At 68.7% G+C, this 17,210-nt stretch carries 13 protein-coding genes and 1 pseudogene; 10 read left to right on the top strand and 4 right to left on the bottom strand.

Features of this window, described 5'->3' with window-relative positions; translation table 11 throughout:
- Positions 1-53: 53 nt before the first annotated feature.
- Positions 54-4,892 (top strand): NAD-glutamate dehydrogenase, encoded by a 4,839-nt coding sequence (locus tag SJY11_RS03410; protein WP_376985045.1) that lies wholly within the window; start codon positions 54-56, stop codon positions 4,890-4,892.
- A 26-nt stretch (positions 4,893-4,918) separates the two neighbouring features.
- The gene (locus tag SJY11_RS03405) at positions 4,919-5,119 is read left to right on the top strand and encodes a Trm112 family protein (protein WP_376985043.1); all 201 of its coding nucleotides are present in this window, start codon (positions 4,919-4,921) and stop codon (positions 5,117-5,119) included.
- A gap of 63 nt (positions 5,120-5,182) precedes the next feature.
- Here the strand turns inward: SJY11_RS03405 and SJY11_RS03400 are convergent, their stop codons facing one another.
- Entirely contained in the window at positions 5,183-6,430 is a 1,248-nt protein-coding gene (locus SJY11_RS03400; RefSeq protein ID WP_376985042.1) for a ubiquinone biosynthesis hydroxylase, read from the bottom strand.
- Positions 6,431-6,578: 148 nt separating this feature from the next.
- Between SJY11_RS03400 and tesB the strand changes: the two genes are divergently transcribed.
- The 6 genes from tesB to xth all read left to right on the top strand — a co-directional run bounded on the left by tesB (position 6,579) and on the right by xth (position 14,153).
- The gene (tesB, locus tag SJY11_RS03395; RefSeq protein ID WP_376985041.1) at positions 6,579-7,448 is read left to right on the top strand and encodes an acyl-CoA thioesterase II; all 870 of its coding nucleotides are present in this window, start codon (positions 6,579-6,581) and stop codon (positions 7,446-7,448) included.
- Positions 7,449-7,685: 237 nt separating this feature from the next.
- A complete protein-coding gene (locus SJY11_RS03390) occupies positions 7,686-8,024 on the top strand; it encodes a P-II family nitrogen regulator (RefSeq protein WP_054141588.1) in 339 nt (112 codons plus the stop codon).
- Positions 8,025-8,053: 29 nt separating this feature from the next.
- The gene (locus SJY11_RS03385; protein ID WP_376985040.1) at positions 8,054-9,400 is read left to right on the top strand and encodes an ammonium transporter; all 1,347 of its coding nucleotides are present in this window, start codon (positions 8,054-8,056) and stop codon (positions 9,398-9,400) included.
- A gap of 214 nt (positions 9,401-9,614) precedes the next feature.
- Positions 9,615-12,224 (top strand): FtsK/SpoIIIE family DNA translocase, encoded by a 2,610-nt coding sequence (locus SJY11_RS03380; RefSeq protein ID WP_376989240.1) that lies wholly within the window; start codon positions 9,615-9,617, stop codon positions 12,222-12,224.
- 204 nt (positions 12,225-12,428) lie between these two features.
- Entirely contained in the window at positions 12,429-13,253 is an 825-nt protein-coding gene (locus tag SJY11_RS03375) for a LolA family protein (protein ID WP_376985039.1), read from the top strand.
- An 84-nt stretch (positions 13,254-13,337) separates the two neighbouring features.
- Positions 13,338-14,153, top strand: a complete 816-nt coding sequence (gene xth, locus SJY11_RS03370) for an exodeoxyribonuclease III (RefSeq protein WP_376985037.1) — start codon at positions 13,338-13,340, stop codon at positions 14,151-14,153.
- 6 nt (positions 14,154-14,159) lie between these two features.
- Here xth and SJY11_RS03365 read toward each other — a convergent pair whose 3' ends face one another.
- Positions 14,160-14,624, bottom strand: a complete 465-nt coding sequence (locus tag SJY11_RS03365) for a cyclic nucleotide-binding domain-containing protein (protein ID WP_376985036.1) — start codon at positions 14,622-14,624, stop codon at positions 14,160-14,162.
- A gap of 3 nt (positions 14,625-14,627) precedes the next feature.
- On the bottom strand, positions 14,628-15,314 hold the full coding sequence (locus SJY11_RS03360; protein ID WP_066733763.1) for a response regulator transcription factor: 687 nt from the start codon (positions 15,312-15,314) through the stop codon (positions 14,628-14,630).
- Positions 15,315-15,395: 81 nt separating this feature from the next.
- Here SJY11_RS03360 and SJY11_RS03355 point away from each other — a divergent pair, with 81 nt between their 5' ends.
- Positions 15,396-15,965 carry a L,D-transpeptidase family protein gene (locus tag SJY11_RS03355; protein WP_376985035.1) on the top strand — a complete coding sequence of 190 codons (570 nt, stop codon included), beginning with the start codon at positions 15,396-15,398 and terminating at the stop codon, positions 15,963-15,965.
- 138 nt (positions 15,966-16,103) lie between these two features.
- Positions 16,104-16,457, top strand: a pseudogene (locus SJY11_RS03350) (glyoxalase superfamily protein); the annotation flags it as partial.
- 48 nt (positions 16,458-16,505) lie between these two features.
- Here SJY11_RS03350 and SJY11_RS03345 read toward each other — a convergent pair.
- The gene (locus SJY11_RS03345) at positions 16,506-17,171 is read right to left on the bottom strand and encodes a YggS family pyridoxal phosphate-dependent enzyme (RefSeq protein WP_376985034.1); all 666 of its coding nucleotides are present in this window, start codon (positions 17,169-17,171) and stop codon (positions 16,506-16,508) included.
- Positions 17,172-17,210: the final 39 nt, after the last annotated feature.

Here is a 17,210-nt window from a genome sequence, read left to right as displayed (position 1 = left end):
TGAAAGGCGCCCCAGCCTATGTCATCGCTGGGACAAAATAACAGGGGTGGACCATGGGCAAGCGCGTGACCAATGCGACGGCTGCCGCCGTTTCCGCAATCGAGAGCGCAGCAGCCGACCACCCCGGAGCGATGCCGCCCGAATTTCCGCGCCTGCTCTATGGCCGCGCCGTCGTGGAGGATCTCGAGTCCCTTCCGGCCGACCTGCTGGCCCGGGCCGCGGCCGCGGCCCATGCGCATCTGCTGGCGCCCCGCGCATCCCAGGCGATCAATCTGCGCTTGCGGGACGAAGTCTTCGACAGCGATGGCCGGCAGCGACAGGTCACGATTCTCGAGGTGGTCAACGAGAACAAGCCGTTCCTGCTCGATTCGACGCTGTCCGAGCTCGCCGAGCAGGGCTATGAGCCCCGACTCGTCTCGCACCCGATCCTGGCGGTCGCCCGCACCGCCGACGGCGCCTTCCTCTCGCTGGCCGGCGAGGCGGCGGGCCGCGCTCCCGAAGGCACGCGCCGCGAAAGCCTGATCCAGATCGTCCTCGAGCGGATCGATTCGCCCGAGGCACGCGACCGGCTCTGCGCAGGGCTGGAGCGCGTCTACGCCGATGTCGGACTGGCGGTCGAAGACTGGGCGGCGATGCGCGGTCGAATCACCGAGGTGATCCAGGCCTATCGCGGTAACCCGCCGCCGCTGCCGGAGGATGAGGTCGGCGAGGCGCTGCAATTCCTCGAATGGATCGCCGGCGACAACTTCACCCTGCTCGGCATCCGCGCCTATCGCTTCCCCAACGGCGATGCGGCCGCCGATCCGATCGAGGGCTCCGGCCTCGGCATCCTGCGCGATCCCGCGGTCAAGGTGCTCCGCAAGAATCGCGAGATGGTCACCGTCACGCCGGAGATCCGCGCCTTCCTGGCCAAGCCCCAGGCGCTGATCATCACCAAGGCCAACGTCAAGAGCCGTGTCCACCGCCGTGTCCATCTCGACTATGTCGGCGTCAAGCTGTTCACGCCGGACGGGCGGCTCGACGGCGAACTGCGCATCGTCGGCCTGCTGACCTCGAACGCCTATACCGGCAGCGCGCTCGCCATCCCCTATCTGCGCCTCAAGGTCGCGCGCGTCGCCCGCAATATCGGCTTCGACCCGGCGAGCTACTCCGGCCGTGCCCTCTACAACGTGCTCGACGCCTATCCACGTGACGAACTCTTCCAGATCGACGCCGCGACGTTGGAGAGCTTCGCGCTGTCGATCCTCCAGCTCACCGAACGCCCGCGCATCCGCGCGCTCGCCCGCGTCGACGAATTCGACCGCTTCGTCTCGATCCTCGTCTTCATTCCCAAGGACCGCTACGATACCCGGGTGCGCCGCCGCGTCGGCGAGTTCCTGGCGCGCGTCTATCAGGGCCGCATCTCGGCCGCCTATCCGGCCTATCCGGAGGGGCCGCTCGCCCGCACCCACTACATCATCGGTCGTGACGAGGGGAAAACCCCGAAGATCGACCGGCCCACGCTGGAAGCCGGCATCACCGCGATCGTCCGGACCTGGAGCGACGGGCTGAAGGACGTGCTCGATACGCAGCGCTCCGGCCCCGCCGCCCGCGCACTCGCCGAGCGCTATGCCGAGGCCTTCGGCGCCGCCTATCGCGACCGCTTCTCGCCCACCGAGACGCTGGCCGATATCGACCTGTTGCAGAAGCTCTCGGCCGATCGCGCGCGGGCCGTCGATCTCTACCGCCGCGAGGGCGATGGGCCGACGCGGGCCAACCTCAAGGTCTTTTCCCGGGGCGCGGCGATCTCTCTCTCGGCACGCGTGCCCGTGCTGGAAAACATGGGCTTCCGCGTCGTCAACGAGCGGACCTACAACATCACGCCGCAGCCGGCCGCCGGCGAAGCCGCCGACTCCACCCGCGTCTGGCTCCACGACATGACGCTGGAGCGCTCCGACGACGGTGAGATCGATGTGGCCCGCCTCGGGCCCGCGCTCGAAGCGGCGATGATGGCGCAGTTCCGCGGCCTGGCCGAGTCGGACCGCTTCGACCAGCTCGTCCTGGCGGCGGGCCTCGCCTGGCGCGAGGCCTCGCTGCTGCGGGCGCTCGGCCGATATCTGCGCCAGGTCGGGGCCCCCTATGCGCAGGGCTACGTCGCCGACGCGCTGGCCCGTCATCCGGCCATCGCAGCGGGCTTGGTCGCGCTGTTTTCGACCAAGTTCGACCCCCGGCTCGCCGACAACGATCGCCAGGCGCAGATGCTGAGCGGCCGTCAGTCGATCGAGACCGCGCTCGACGCCGTCAGCAGCCTCGATGAGGACCGCATCCTGCGCCGCCTCGTCAATCTGATCGACGCCGCCCTGCGGACCAATTTCTTCCAGATCGGCGCGGACGGGCAGCCGCGCGGCACGATCTCGATCAAATACGACTGCGCCAGGGTCGATTCGCTGCCGCTGCCGCGCCCGCTCTACGAAATCTTCGTCTACTCCCCGCGCGTCGAGGGCATCCATCTGCGCTTTGGCAAGGTCGCCCGCGGCGGCCTGCGCTGGTCCGACCGGCCACAGGATTTCCGCACCGAGGTGCTGGGCCTCGTCAAGGCGCAGCAGGTCAAGAATGCGGTGATCGTGCCCGTCGGCGCCAAGGGCGGCTTCGTGCCCAAGCATCTGCCGCCGGCTTCCGACCGGGCCGCCTGGTTCGCCGAGGGCACCGAGAGCTACCGCATCTTCGTGCGCACCCTGCTCGAACTGACCGACAATCTCGATGGCGAGACGGTGATTCCGCCGGCCGACACCGTGCGCCATGACGGCGACGATCCCTATCTCGTCGTCGCCGCCGACAAGGGCACCGCGACCTTCTCCGACACCGCCAACGCGCTCTCGCTGGAGAAGCACCACTGGCTCGGCGATGCCTTCGCCTCGGGCGGCTCGCAGGGCTACGACCACAAGAAGATGGGCATCACCGCCCGCGGCGCCTGGGAGGCGGTGAAGCGCCATTTCCGCGAGGTCGACATCGACATCCAGACGACGCCCTTCACCGTAGCGGGCGTCGGCGACATGTCGGGCGACGTCTTCGGCAACGGGATGCTGCTCTCACCAGCGATCAAGCTGGTCGCCGCCTTCGACCACCGCGACATCTTCCTCGACCCCGATCCTGACCCGGCGAGGTCGCTGGCCGAGCGCCAGCGCCTGTTCGACCTGCCGCGTTCCTCCTGGCAGGACTACGACAAGAGCCTGATCTCGGCCGGCGGCGGCGTGTTCTCCCGCCAGGCCAAGAACATCCCGCTCTCACCGGCCGTGCAGGCCCTGCTGGGGCTGTCGAAGGCCGAGGTCTCGCCGCCGGAGCTGATGACTGCGATCCTGAAGGCGCGCGTCGACCTGCTCTGGTTCGGCGGCATCGGCACCTATATCCGCGCCTCTGACGAGAGCGACGCGCAGGTCGGCGACCGCGCCAATGACGCGATCCGCATCACCGGCGGCGAGGTTGGTGCCCGCGTCATCGGTGAGGGCGCCAATCTCGGCGTCACCCAGCGTGGCCGCATCGAGGCCGCCCGCGCCGGCATCCGCCTCAATACCGACGCGATCGACAACTCCGCCGGCGTCAACACCTCCGACGTCGAGGTCAACATCAAGATCGCGCTCGCCGGCCCGGTGCAGGACGGCCGGCTGCCGGAAGAGGCCCGCAACACGCTGCTGGCGCAGATGACCGACGAGGTCGGCCAGCTGGTCCTGCGCAACAACTATCTGCAGACACTGGCGCTCTCCCTGACGGAAGCCCGCGGCACAGGCGCGACGCCGGGGCTGCGCTATCTGATGCAGACGCTGGAAGCGCAGGGCCGGCTCGACCGCACCGTCGAGTACCTGCCGAGCGACGCCGCGCTGGCCGAGCGCGAAAAGCGTGGCGAGGCGCTGACGCGGCCCGAACTCGCCGTGCTGCTGGCCTATGCCAAGCTCGCCCTGCACGACGCGCTGCTGGAGTCCGACGTTCCCGACGACCTCTATCTCAACAGCGAGCTGGTCCGCTATTTCCCGCAGGCCCTGCGCGAGCGCTATGCCGGCGACATCGCCGGCCACAAGCTGCGCCGCGAGATCGTCGCGACGCAGCTCGCCAATGCCATCGTCAACCGCGGCGGGCCGACGCTGGTGCCGGTCCTGTCGGCGCTCACCCATGCCGAGATCCCTGCGATCGCCGCCGCCTATGCCGTGGCGCGCGACGCCTTCGACCTGATCTCGCTCAACGGCGCGATCGACGCACTCGACGCGAAGCTCTCCGGCAAGGTCCAGCTCGCGCTCTACGGCGCCGTTCAGGACCTGCTGCGCGACCGCATGGGCTGGTTCCTGCGTCGCGGCGCCGCCAAGCCCGGCACCATCGAGGCGACGGTCTCGCATTACCGCGCCGGCGTCACGGCCCTGGCCGAGACCCTCGAGACGCTGCTGCCGGAGGTCCAGGCCCAGGCCCGCCAGGCCCGCATCGCCGTGCTGACGGCGGAAGGCGTGCCCGCGGCCCTCGCTGCGCGCATCGCCAGCCTGCCGACGCTCGCCCAGGCGACGGAGATCGTCGACATCGCCGGGCAGACCGGCGGCGACATCGCCTCCGTCGCCGCGATTCATTTCGGCGTCGATTCGATCTTCGGCCTGTCGGCCCTCGCGGCGGCCGCTGCCGCGGTACCGGCCACCGATGACTACGAGCGGCTCGCCCGCGAGCGGGCGATCGAGACGCTGTTCGATGCCCAGGCCGGCCTGACCCGCGAGATCGCCGCCGGTGGCACGGGTCTCGACGCCTGGCAGGAGGCGCGCCGGGCCGACGTCGACCGCACCCGCACCACCGTTCAGGCCATCGCCGCCTCCGGCCTCTCCCTGCCGAAACTCATGGTCGCCGCCGGCATGCTGGCCGATCTGCCCCGCAAGAGCGCCTGAGCGCACGCCTAACCGAAAGCCCAGCGATGACAGAGTCCTTCACCGAAACCGCCACCCGCATCGACCCGAAGCTGCTGGAAATCCTCGTCTGCCCGCTGACCAAGGCGACGCTGGAGTATAATGCGGCGACGCAGGAACTGATCAGCCGCGCGGCGAAGCTCGCCTACCCGATCCGCGACGGCATCCCGATCATGCTGCCCGAGGAGGCCCGCCCGCTGGACGAGTGACAGGCGTCACGCCGGTGATCCTGTTTCACGGGAAACATCCTGTGCAGATCTGTCCCCGAATGGTCAGAGCGCCTCGCCGCGGAGCAGGCGCGGCGGCGCGCCGGCGACACCCGCCGCCTCGCGGATGAAGAAGCGCTTCAGCCCCGGCAGGCGGTCGACCAGCCCCAGGCCCAGATCGCGCGCCAGCCGCAGCGGCGTCGCGTCATTGGAGAACAGCCGGTTGAGCCCGTCCGTGACCGCACCCATCGCCACCGTGTCGAAGCGGCGCGCCCGCTCATAGCCTTCCAGCACGTCGGCCGCGCCCGGATCGAGCCCGAGACGGGCGGCATCGACGATCACCTCCGCCAGAGCTGCGACGTCCTTGAGGCCGAGATTGAGGCCCTGGCCTGCGATGGGGTGGATCAGATGGGCGGCGTCCCCGAGCAGGGCCAGGCGCTCGCCGACGAAGCGGCGCGCCACGCCGAAGCCGAGCGGATGCGCGCTCACCGGGCTCTCCAGCGCGATTTCGCCGAGTTCGAGCCCGAAGCGCCGCTCGATTTCCGCCAGAATGCCCTCCTCGTCGAGCGAGAGCAGCGCCGGCACGTTCTCGTTGCGCTCGGTCCAGACCATCGACGAGCGGTGGCCGAGCCGCCCGCCATCGCTGAGCGGCAGGATGGCGAAGGGGCCCGACGGCAGGAAATGCTCAACCGCCCGCCCGCCATGCGGCCGCTCATGGCCGATCGTCGCCACCAGCCCCGACTGGCCATAATCCCAGCCGACCCAGCCGATGCCGGCCTGCTCGCGCAGTCTGGAGCGGGCGCCGTCGGCGGCGACGAGGAGCCGCGCCCGCAGCGCTTCTCCTCCCGCGAGCACGACGCTGACACCCGCATCGTCGCGGTCGAAGCGCGTGACGCCCTCGCCCCGAAGCACGACGCCCGCCTCGCGGCAGGCTGCGGTCAGCGCCTCGATCAGCGCCCCGCTGCCGACCATATGGGCGAAGGGCTGACCCGGCTCGACCTCTCCGTCGAAGGTCAGGAAGACCGGGCGCACGACGTCGCCGCTGCGGCTGTCTGACACGACCATCTCCGTCATGGCCTGGGCGCCGTCCGCGATCTTGTCCCAGATGCCGAGCGCCTGGAGCATCGCCTGCGCCGCGGCGGCGACCGCATAGGCGCGCGTATCGGGGCGTGCCGGGCGTGCGAAGGCCGGATCGGCGACGATCACGGCGAAGCTGCCGCCGAGCGCCTGCTTCAGCGCGAGCGCGAGCGAAAGCCCGGCAATGCCGCCGCCGGCGATGACGATCGCCTCGCCCGGCCCTGTCTGCTCGCTCATGCGCCATCCTCCTCATCGCCACGGGAGCGCGCGACCCTGCCGCCTTGACGATCCGGGACGGGCCGGTGCTGATGCGGCGGAACCGGTGGCTGCTGTGCGCGCAAGCCGGCCGCACCGTCAACCCGCCCGCCGCCAGAGCCTGTCGACCATGTCCCAGATCAGCGACTCCCTGATGTCGATCCTCGACCTCGAGCCGCTCGAGCGCAATCTGTTCCGGGGTCGCAGCCCCCGCGTCGGCTGGCCGCGCGTGTTCGGCGGGCAGGTCATCGCGCAATCCCTCTACGCCGCCTGCAAGACGGTCGAGGGCCGCCAGCCGCATTCGCTGCACGCCTATTTCCTGCTCGGCGGCGATCCCGAAATCCCGATCATCTACGAGGTCGACCGGCTGCGCGACGGCCGCTCCTTCACGACGCGGCGCGTCCTGGCGATCCAGAAGGGCGAGGCGATCTTCGCCATGTCCGCCTCCTTCCAGGTCGAGGAGCCCGGCTTCGAGCACCAGATGCCGATGCCCGATGTTCCCCCGCCGGAAGATCTGCCCGACCGCGACGCGATGAGCCGCGACATCCTGCCCAACATGCCCAAGGCCGTGCGGGCCTATTACCAGCGCGAGCGGCCGATCGAGATCCGCCCCGTCGAACTGCGCCGCTATGCCGGGACCGGCGAGGCGATGGAGCCACGCTTCCATGTCTGGATTCGGGCGATGCAGCCTCTGCCGGACGATCCGGCGATCCACCAGTCCGTCCTCGCCTATGCCTCGGACCTGATGCTGCTGGATTCGAGCCTGATCGCCCATGGCACGACCGTGTTCGACCCGCAGGTCCAGGCCGCCAGCCTCGACCATGCGCTCTGGTTCCATCGTCCCTTCCGCGCCGATGACTGGCTGCTCTATGCGCAGGACAGCCCCTCTGCCTCGGGCGCGCGCGGGTTCTCGCGAGGATTGGTCTTCGACCGGCAGGGCCGGCTCGTCGCCTCGGTCGCGCAGGAGGGCCTGGTCCGGCCGCGCCCCGACCGCGCCTGACACCATTTTAGGCAAACGCCAACAAATTCATCATCCGCTCGATTTCTGAGCAGGTTGCCCGCGCTGGAATCACTCCCGCGCGGCGATTCCTGATGCGTGCCGCCTCTCCCCCACCCCAACCCGCCAGTTGGCACGGGCCTTGAATTGCGTCCGACGACGCGCCGCGATGACAGGCGCGCGAGGCGCAACAGGATCGCCGGGGCTGACTTCCAGGCGGCGGAACGGGGAAACCCAACAATGAAGATCGTGATGGCTATCATCAAGCCGTTCAAGCTGGAGGAGGTGCGCGACGGGCTCACCGCCATCGGCGTGCACGGCCTGACCGTGACCGAGGTGAAGGGCTATGGCCGCCAGAAGGGCCATACCGAGATCTACCGTGGCGCCGAATACGCCGTGAGCTTCCTGCCCAAGATCAAGATCGAGGTCGCCGTATCCGACGAGTTGGTCGGCAAGGTGATCGAGGCGATCACGGCAGCCGCCCGCACCGGCCAGATCGGTGACGGCAAGATCTTCGTATCGTCGATCGAGAAGGCCGTGCGCATCCGCACCGGCGAGACCGACGGCGACGCACTCTGATCACACGCGATCCTTCAAGGAGTTCCCCGATGACGTTGAAGACCTCTCTCCGATCCGGGCTGGCTGGATTGGCGTTCGCCGCAACCAGCGCCGGATTTGCTTTCGCGCAGGCGACGGCCGAAGCGCCCGCAGCCGCGGTGCCCAACAAGGGCGACACGACATGGATGCTGCTGTCGACGATTCTGGTCCTGCTGATGGTCATGCCCGGCCTGGCCTTGTTCTATGGCGGCCTGACGCGCAGCAAGAACATGCTCTCCGTCCTGAGCCAGGTGACGGCCACCGCGGCCCTGATGTGCATCGTCTGGGTCGTCTACGGCTACAGCCTCGCCTTCACGAGCGGCGGTTCGATGACGAGCTTCATCGGCGGCTTCTCGAAGAGCTTCCTGGCGGGAGTGGCCCCTGACTCCACCTCGGACACCTTCACCAAGGGCGTCGTTATTCCGGAATACGTCTTCATCTGCTTCCAGATGACCTTCGCGATGATCACTCCGGCGCTGATCATCGGTGGCTTCGTCGAGCGCATGAAGTTTTCCGCAATTCTGCTGTTCGTCCTCCTCTGGAGCACCTTCGTCTATTTCCCGATCGCGCATATGGTCTGGCACAGCGAGGGCTATCTCTTCACTCTCGGTGCACTCGACTTCGCCGGTGGCACGGTCGTTCATATCAATGCCGGCATCGCGGCGCTGGTCGGCTGCCTCCTGATCGGCAAGCGCATCGGCTACGGCAAGGAACTGATGTCGCCGCACTCGCTGACGATGACCTATATCGGGACCGCTCTGCTCTGGGTCGGCTGGTTCGGCTTCAACGCCGGCTCCAACCTGGAAGCGACCGGCACGGCCGCGCTGGCCATGATCAACACCTTCACCGCAACCGCCGGCGCGGCACTCGGCTGGCTCTTCATCGAGTGGATGGTCAAGGGCAAGCCTTCGCTGCTGGGCATGCTGTCGGGCATCATCGCCGGCCTCGTCGCCGTCACGCCGGCCGCCGGCCTCATCGGTCCGATGGGTGCGATCGTGCTGGGCGCCATCTCCGGCGTGGTCTGCTTCTTCTTCTGCACCTCGATCAAGAACGCTCTGGGCTATGACGACTCGCTCGACGTCTTCGGCATCCATGGCGTCGGCGGCATCATCGGCTCGATCGGCACCGGCATCTTCGTCGCTCCGGCGCTCGGCGGCGTCGGCGTCGCCGACTACGCCATGGGCGCGCAGGTCTGGAAGCAGTTCGTCGCCGTCGTCATCGCCATCGTCTGGTGCGGCGTCGGCTCGCTGATCCTGTTCAAGATCGTCGACGTGGTCGTCGGCCTGCGCGTCGCTCCCGACGCGGAGCGCGAGGGCCTCGACATCGCCGAGCACGGCGAGCGCGCCTACCACGCCTGAGAACAGGCGCCTGGTCGGGCGAACCGGCCTTCTCGACACCATCCCCGGCGGGCGACCGCCGGGGATTTTTCATGGGCGGCGATTGTCCAGGGGCCGGGGCCGGCGACCACACCGCCGGCGCCAAGGTTAAGCGTGTCTTAACCTCGGCTTCCTAACGTGGTCGCAACGGCCGATGCGACGCGGCCCGCAGTCCTGGATGACGGCCCAACCCCGCATGCGCACGATCCGACGCTCCTCCTCGCTGATGGACCGCCTGCCCGATCCGGTGCGGGAGTTCCTGTCGCGCCGCGCCAGCGAGATGGTCGGCCTCGCGCTGCTGGCGTTGATGGCGGCGGTTGCCCTGTCGCTGGCGACCTGGTCGGTCGACGATCCCAGCCTCAACAACGCCACCAGCGGCGCCGTCGCCAACTGGCTCGGCCGGCCCGGCGCCATGGTCGCCGATCTGCTGATGCAGCTCATCGGGCTCGGCGTCATCGCGCTGCTGTTTCCGCCCCTGATCTGGGCGCTGCGACTGGTCCGCTTTCACATCTTCGACCGCGGCGCCCTCAAGCTCGGCCTCTGGATCGTCGCCGTCGCCGCCACCGCTGCGGTCGGCAGCGCCCTTCCGGCGACACCGCGCTGGCCCCTGCCCACCGGCATGGGCGGCGTCATCGGCGACGGTCTTCTGTTCGGGACGCGCAATCTCGCCGGCATCGCCGGCAATGCGGTCGGCGGGCTCGTCGGCTTCCTCTATGCCGGCATTGCCATTCTCGCCGTCACCGCGGCCGCCGGCTTCGGCTTCGTCGGCGACGAGGACCCGGTCCTCGACGAGGACGAGGCCGACGAATCCTGGTCGGAAAGCGAGGACCGCCGCGACGACGAGCCCGGCATCGCCGTGATCCTCGTCGGCTGGCTCGCCCATGGCGCCATGGCCCTGCGCGGCATGATCCTGCGCCGCCTGCCGCAGCCGCCCAGGACCGCGACCGAGGGCGCCGGCTCACCCGCAGCCGCACGCTCCAGCGTAGAGCACATGGCCGCCGGCCGCGTCCGGCGCGAGCCCCAGTTCGGCGAGGGGGCAAGCCCGGCTTCGGCGGCGCGTCCCGGCGCTCCGCCCTTCTCCCCGGCCCCGCTACCGCCGCTGCGCGGGCCACGGGCGGCACCCGTCGACGACGTTCCCTTCGACCTCGACGACGACGAGCCGCTCGACCTGCGCGACCTCAACGCGCCGCGCGTCACCGCGCCGGCGCCGGGGCCCAAGCCCGGCAAGCGCATCCAGCGCGAGGCCCAGCCCTCGCTGCTCGACCGCGACGAGTTCGAGCTGCCGCCCCTGACCTATCTCTCCGAGCCCCGCAAGCTGCCGGCGAACGCCATTTCGACCGACGCGCTCGAGCAGAACGCCACGCTGCTCGAAGGCGTGCTCGAGGATTTCGGCGTGCGTGGCGAGATCACGCAGGTGCGCCCCGGCCCTGTGGTCACGCTCTATGAACTGGAGCCGGCTCCCGGCACGAAATCCTCCCGGGTGATTTCGCTGGCCGACGACATCGCCCGCTCGATGAGCGCGATCTCGGCGCGCGTGGCGGTGATTCCCGGCAAGAACGCGATCGGCATCGAACTGCCCAACGCCAAGCGCGAGACGGTCTTCCTGCGCGAGCTTCTGGCGAGCCAGGATTTCGAGAGCTCCAAGCACAAGCTCGCTCTGGGGCTCGGCAAGACCATCGGCGGCGAGCCGGTGATCGTCGATCTCGCCAAGATGCCCCATCTCCTGGTCGCCGGCACGACCGGCTCGGGCAAGTCGGTGGCGATCAACACGATGATCCTGTCGCTGCTCTACCGGCTCAAGCCCGAGCAGTGCCGGCTGATCATGGTCGATCCCAAGATGCTGGAATTGTCGGTCTATGACGGCATCCCGCATCTGCTGACCCCCGTCGTCACCGACCCCAAGAAGGCGGTCGTCGCCCTGAAATGGGCGGTGCGCGAGATGGAGGAGCGCTACAAGAAGATGTCGAAGCTCTCGGTGCGCAACATCGACGGCTTCAACGCCCGCGTGGTCGAGGCGAAGGCCGCCGGCGAGGTCATCACCCGCACGGTCCAGACCGGCTTCGACCGCCATTCCGGCGAGGCTGTTTACGAGGACGAGGTCATGGACCTCGAGCCCTTGCCCTATATCGTCGTGATCGTCGACGAGATGGCCGACCTGATGATGGTCGCCGGCAAGGAGATCGAGGGCACGATCCAGCGGCTCGCCCAGATGGCGCGCGCGGCCGGCATCCATGTCGTGCTGGCGACGCAGCGGCCCTCCGTCGACGTCATCACCGGCACGATCAAGGCGAACTTCCCGACGCGCATCTCCTTCCAGGTGACGAGCAAGATCGATAGCCGCACCATCCTGGGCGAGATGGGCGCCGAGCAGCTGCTGGGCCAGGGCGACATGCTCTACATGGCCGGCGGCGGTCGCATCACCCGCGTCCACGGCCCCTTCGTCTCGGATGCCGAGGTCGAGAAGGTCGTCGCCCATCTCAAGACGCAAGGCCGGCCGCAATATCTCGACGCCGTCACCTCCGAGGAGGAAGAGGCTGCGCCCGAGGGCGAGGACGGCGCGGTCTTCGACAAGACCGGCATGGGCCAGTCCGAGAGCGAGGACCCTTACGACCAGGCGGTGGCGGTGGTCCTGCGCGACAAGAAGGCCTCGACCTCCTACATCCAGCGCCGTCTCCAGATCGGCTACAACCGCGCCGCCTCGATCATGGAGCGGATGGAGAACGAGGGCATCGTCGGCCCCGCCAACCACGCCGGCAAACGCGAAATCCTCGTCGAAACCGGCAGAGCCAGGGAAGACGAGGATTGAAAGCAGGACTGAGGGCAGCGCCAGCCCTTGTCGTTGCACGTTCCCGTCCTCAAATTGCCATCAGGCCGCTGCAACCTGCGGCATGACTTTGCGTTATCTGTCCGGGCGCGGGGTCGAAACGCGACCGGCCAGCGAGGCGCCACCGCCACGATGGTCGACAGGTCCGACACGGGCCGGCGCGACAGAATGGAGCAAGGCCTGCCGATGACGCTGATCCCGACCCCCAGGGCCAAGGCTGCGATGCTGATATGGCTCGGCTGCGTCGCGCTTCCGTCTTCGCTGCTGGCGCAGCCGCTCCAGATCCTGCCGCCGAAGCCTGCGGTTTCCCGGCCCGCCGCCAGCCGTCCCCTGCCGCTGCCACCCGTCCGGCCTCCCGGCCTTGGGCTGCCGCGCGTCGCGGAGGCGACGACCGCGCCGCCGGTCAGCGCAGCCATCGTTCCCGCAACGGAGACGACGAGAGCCCCGGCGCCGGCTCGCGCGAGGGCGGCAGCGCCCGCGACCCGCGAGGAGGCGATCGAGCGGCTGAACGCCTATCTCAACAGCTTCACCACCCTGCAGGGCAACTTCATCCAGCATGCCGCCGACGGCCGACGGCTGGAGGGGCGCATCTATATCCAGCGACCGGGCAAGATGCGCTTCGAATACGAGCCGCCCGCCACGATCGAGGTGATCTCGGATGGCACCTCCGTGGCCGTGCGCGACAAGCGCCTCGCGACACAGGACATCTACTCCCTCGGCCAGACCCCGCTGAAGTTCCTGGTGCGCGAGCGCATGGATCTGGCCCGCGAGGGCACGATCACCGGCGCCGCGATCGATGGCGACGTGCTGACGCTGCGGCTGGAGGATCGCTCGACGCTGGGCGGAACCTCGAAGATCGCGCTGAAATTCGATCTGACGGCGAATGTGCTGCGGCAATGGGTCGTCATCGATCCGCAGGGCTACGAGACCACCGTGTCGCTCTACAATCTCGACACGCAGCGCCGGCCCGACGCCAAGAATTTCGTGATCGACTACCAGCGCAAGCTCTGACGCGGGACGGGAGCCCGATCGGGCGTCTTGCCTTTTGCGCGCCAGCGGATGAGTTTCCGGCACCCTTCTCGCCGGACGACCTCAGTGCAACTCACCGTCACAAGCTGGAACATCAACTCGGTCAGGCTGCGCATCGGCATGGTCACCGATTTTCTCGGCCGCCATGCGCCCGATATCCTCTGCCTGCAGGAGACCAAGACGCCGGACGAGCAGTTCCCGGCCAAGGCCTTCGAGAAGGCGGGCTATGTCCACCAGGCCTTCATCGGGCAGAAGGGCTATAACGGCGTCGCCATCGTCTCGAAGCTGCCCTTCAGCGAGCGCGACGCGATGGCGATGTGCGGTCGCAACGACGCCCGGCACATGACCGTGGTGCTCGATGCCGCCGCTGGTGCCGCCGCGGGCATCGCGATCCACAATTTCTACATCCCCGCCGGCGGCGACATCCCCGACCCCGCGAAGAACGAGAAATTCGCCCACAAGCTCGCCTTCCTCGACGAGATCGGCGCCTGGAACGTGGCGAAACGCCCGACCGACCGTCCGGCAATCCTCGTCGGTGACCTCAACATCGCGCCCTATGAGCACGATGTCTGGAGCCACAAGCAGCTCCTCGACGTGGTCAGCCACACCCCGATCGAAACCACGACGCTGGAGCGGCTTCGCTCCGAAGGCGGCTGGACCGACGCGGCGCGCCTGCTGCGGCCGGAACCGGAGAAGCTCTACAGCTGGTGGAGCTACCGCGCCGCCGACTGGGAGGCGTCGGATCGCGGCCGCCGGCTCGACCATATCTGGCTGTCGGACGCGCTGAAGCCGACGCTGCGCGACGTGACCTTCCTGCGCGAAGCCCGCGGCTGGGAACGGCCCTCCGACCATGTCCCGGTCACGGCGACGCTGCAGCTCTGAGGGAGCTCAGCCCCGGTCGATCGCGACCAGGGCCTCCCGGACCGCCGAGAGCTGGTCGACGAAGCCGCGCAGCCTGTCGCTGATCGCCGCTGCCACGGCCTCCGCCGAGGCAGGCGATTCGGCCAGGACGCGGCGCATCACGCTGCGCGACAGGCGCATCACCTGCGTCGGCTCGCGCGCGATCGCCGTGACCGGACGCGCGACCGCCGTGAACAGGGCCATCTCGCCGATCAGGGCGCCGGGCCCGACGATCTCCTGCGCCGGCTGCCCGTCCTCGCGGCTGTCGAGCGCGACCGCCCCCGAAATCACCAGCACGGCGCCATCCGAAGGCTCGCCGACGCGAAACAGCACGTCGCCCGCCCTCAGGATGCGACTCTCCGCCGCAAAGGCGACCAGCCTCAGCGCATCGCGCTCCATCAGGCCCAGCAGCGGCTGCCGGGCCAGCAGGGCGATGTCGTCGTCGAGGGCCATGTCCTAGGGGTTGAGCCGGTAGCCGCCGGCATCCGTCACCAGCAGGCGGGCATTGCCCGGGTCGGGCTCGATCTTCTGGCGCAGCCGGTAGATATGCGTCTCGAGCGTGTGGGTGGTGACCTGGCTGTTGTAGCCCCAGACCTCCTGCAGCAGCACCTCGCGCGCGATCGGCTTGCGGCCGGCCCGGTAGAGGAAGCGCAGGATCGCGGTTTCCTTCTCGGTCAGCTTGGTCTTCGAACCCTTCTCGCTGACCAGCAGCTTGGAGCCGGGGTGGAAGGTGTAGGGACCGACCTGGAAGACCGCGTCCTCGCTGGCCTCATATTGCCGCAGATGCGCGCGGATCCGCGCCAGCAGCACGGCGAATTTGAACGGCTTGACGACATAGTCGTTGGCGCCGGCTTCCAGCCCCAGCACCGTGTCGGCGTCCGAGCCTTGGCCGGTGAGCATGATCACCGGGCTCTTGAAACCGTTCTTGCGCATCAGTTTCACCGCCTCGCGCCCATCCATGTCGGGCAGGCCGACATCCATGATGGCGAGGTCGATGCGTTCCGCCTGCACCGCCTTGACGGCGCCGGTGGCCGTACCGGCGGTCGAGAGCTTGAACTCGTCATAGAGCGCGAGCTGCTCGGCGAGCGCGTCTCGCAGGGTCTGGTCGTCGTCGACCAGAAGGATATGATGCACGGCGGGCATGGGGGATCGTTCGCACGAGAAATGACGTGTTACCATGAGCCCGCTGAATCGCGACCGCAAGTCACGCGCAATGGAATTCCCGTGAGAAACCGTGATCGGACAGGCTTCCGCCTGCCTCCAGGACGCCCCCGCCTGCTCTCGAGCCTGCGTGTCTTCGCCTCGGTCCGCGACCGCAGGAAGGGCTTTCTGGTCGCCGGTGGCGCGGTCTTTCCCTGCGCGCTGGGCCGTTCCGGCATCGGCACGCTCAAGCGCGAGGGCGACGGCCGGACGCCACGCGCCGATCTGCCGCTGCGCCGGGTGCTCTACCGCGGCGACCGGATCGGCCGCCCGCTCAGCCTGCTGCCGCTGCGCAGGATCGCCCCGCGCGACGCCTGGTGCGACGATAGGGCCGACCGCCGCTACAACCGCCTGATCGACCGCCCGCCCCGCGAAGCCGAGGAACGCCTGACCCGCGAGGACCATCTCTACGACGTCATCGTCGAACTCGGCTGGAACGACGCCCCGGTCGTCCGCGGGCGCGGCAGCGCGATCTTCTGGCACCTCGCCCGGCCCGGCTTCACCCCGACGGCGGGCTGCGTCGCGGTCGAACGTCATGTTTTTGCGAAGGTCCTGCCCCGGCTGGCACGACGCTGCGTGATGCTGGTCATATAGATCGCGCCGGATTATGGAGGCTGCGAGCACCGTCTCGGCCCTCTCCAGGCACCGTCCGACGGCCATGCGGGCACCGTCCCGCACCCGTCACGGTTTCCAAGCTCGAGACTGTCATGACCGACACCCCCCTCCGACACCCTCCGTTTCGGCCGGATCGCCGCCACCATTGCCGTCGGCGACGTGGCGCGCGCCTGCGATTTCTATGTCGGCGCGATCGGCTTCAGCAAAGCCTTCGAGAATGGAGAACCCGTCGGTTTCGTCATCCTGAAGCGCGATGCGGCTGAACTGCATCTGACGCTGCAGCGCAACCACAGGCCGGCACCGTTCACTGTAGCCCATATGCTGGTCGAGGACATCGACGCCCTCCATGCCATCATCCGGGCCCGCGGCCTGCGCATCGTCAAGGGCCTGCGCGACAAGGACTATGGCCTGCGCGCCTTCGTCTTCGAGGATCCCGACGGCAACCGCATCGACGTCGGCGAGCGGATCTGACGCAAGCTCTCCTGCCCGGGCCTGCAGCCGGGCAGGAGGGCGCAGGCCCTATCCACGCGCGCCGAAGATCGCGCTACCGACGCGGACATGCGTCGCCCCGAGCTGGATCGCCGCCTCGTAATCGGCGCTCATGCCCATCGACAGGCCGCGCAGGCCGTGGCGCGCCGCGATCTTCGCCAGCAGCGCGAAATGCGGCGAGGGTGGATCCTCGGCGGGAGGGATGCACATCAGTCCCTCGATCACCAGACCGTGATGGACGCGGCAGCTCTCGAGGAAGGCATCGATCGCAGCCGGGCTGACGCCGCCCTTCTGTGGCTCGTCACCGGTGTTGACCTGCACATAGAGGATCGGCGCCCGGCCACTGCGCGCGATCTCGCGCGTCAGCTCCTTGGCGAGGCTCTCGCGGTCGAGCGAATGGATCGCGTCGAAGAGCTCGACCGCCTCCCTCGCCTTGTTCGACTGCAGCGGCCCGATCATATGCACCTGCGCATCAGGGAAGCGCTCTTTCAGCGCCGGCCACTTCGCCTTCGCCTCCTGGACATAGTTCTCACCGAAGACGCGCTGGCCGGCTTCGAGCACCGGCAGGATCGCCTCGGCCGGCATCGTCTTGGACACCGCGATCAGCGCCACCGAATCGGGATCGCGCTCGACATCGCGCGCGGCCCGCGCGATCGCCGCCCGGGTTTCCCTCCATCGCTTCACCGTATCGCTCATCGCATGCCCTCGTATGCCCGGCGCGGCGTTGACCGCGCC

Origin of the sequence: Allobosea sp. R86505 (assembly GCF_042466375.1) — a bacterium.
In the GTDB taxonomy this organism is placed as follows: domain Bacteria; phylum Pseudomonadota; class Alphaproteobacteria; order Rhizobiales; family Beijerinckiaceae; genus Allobosea.
This window is presented reverse-complemented; position numbering and strand designations above follow the sequence as displayed.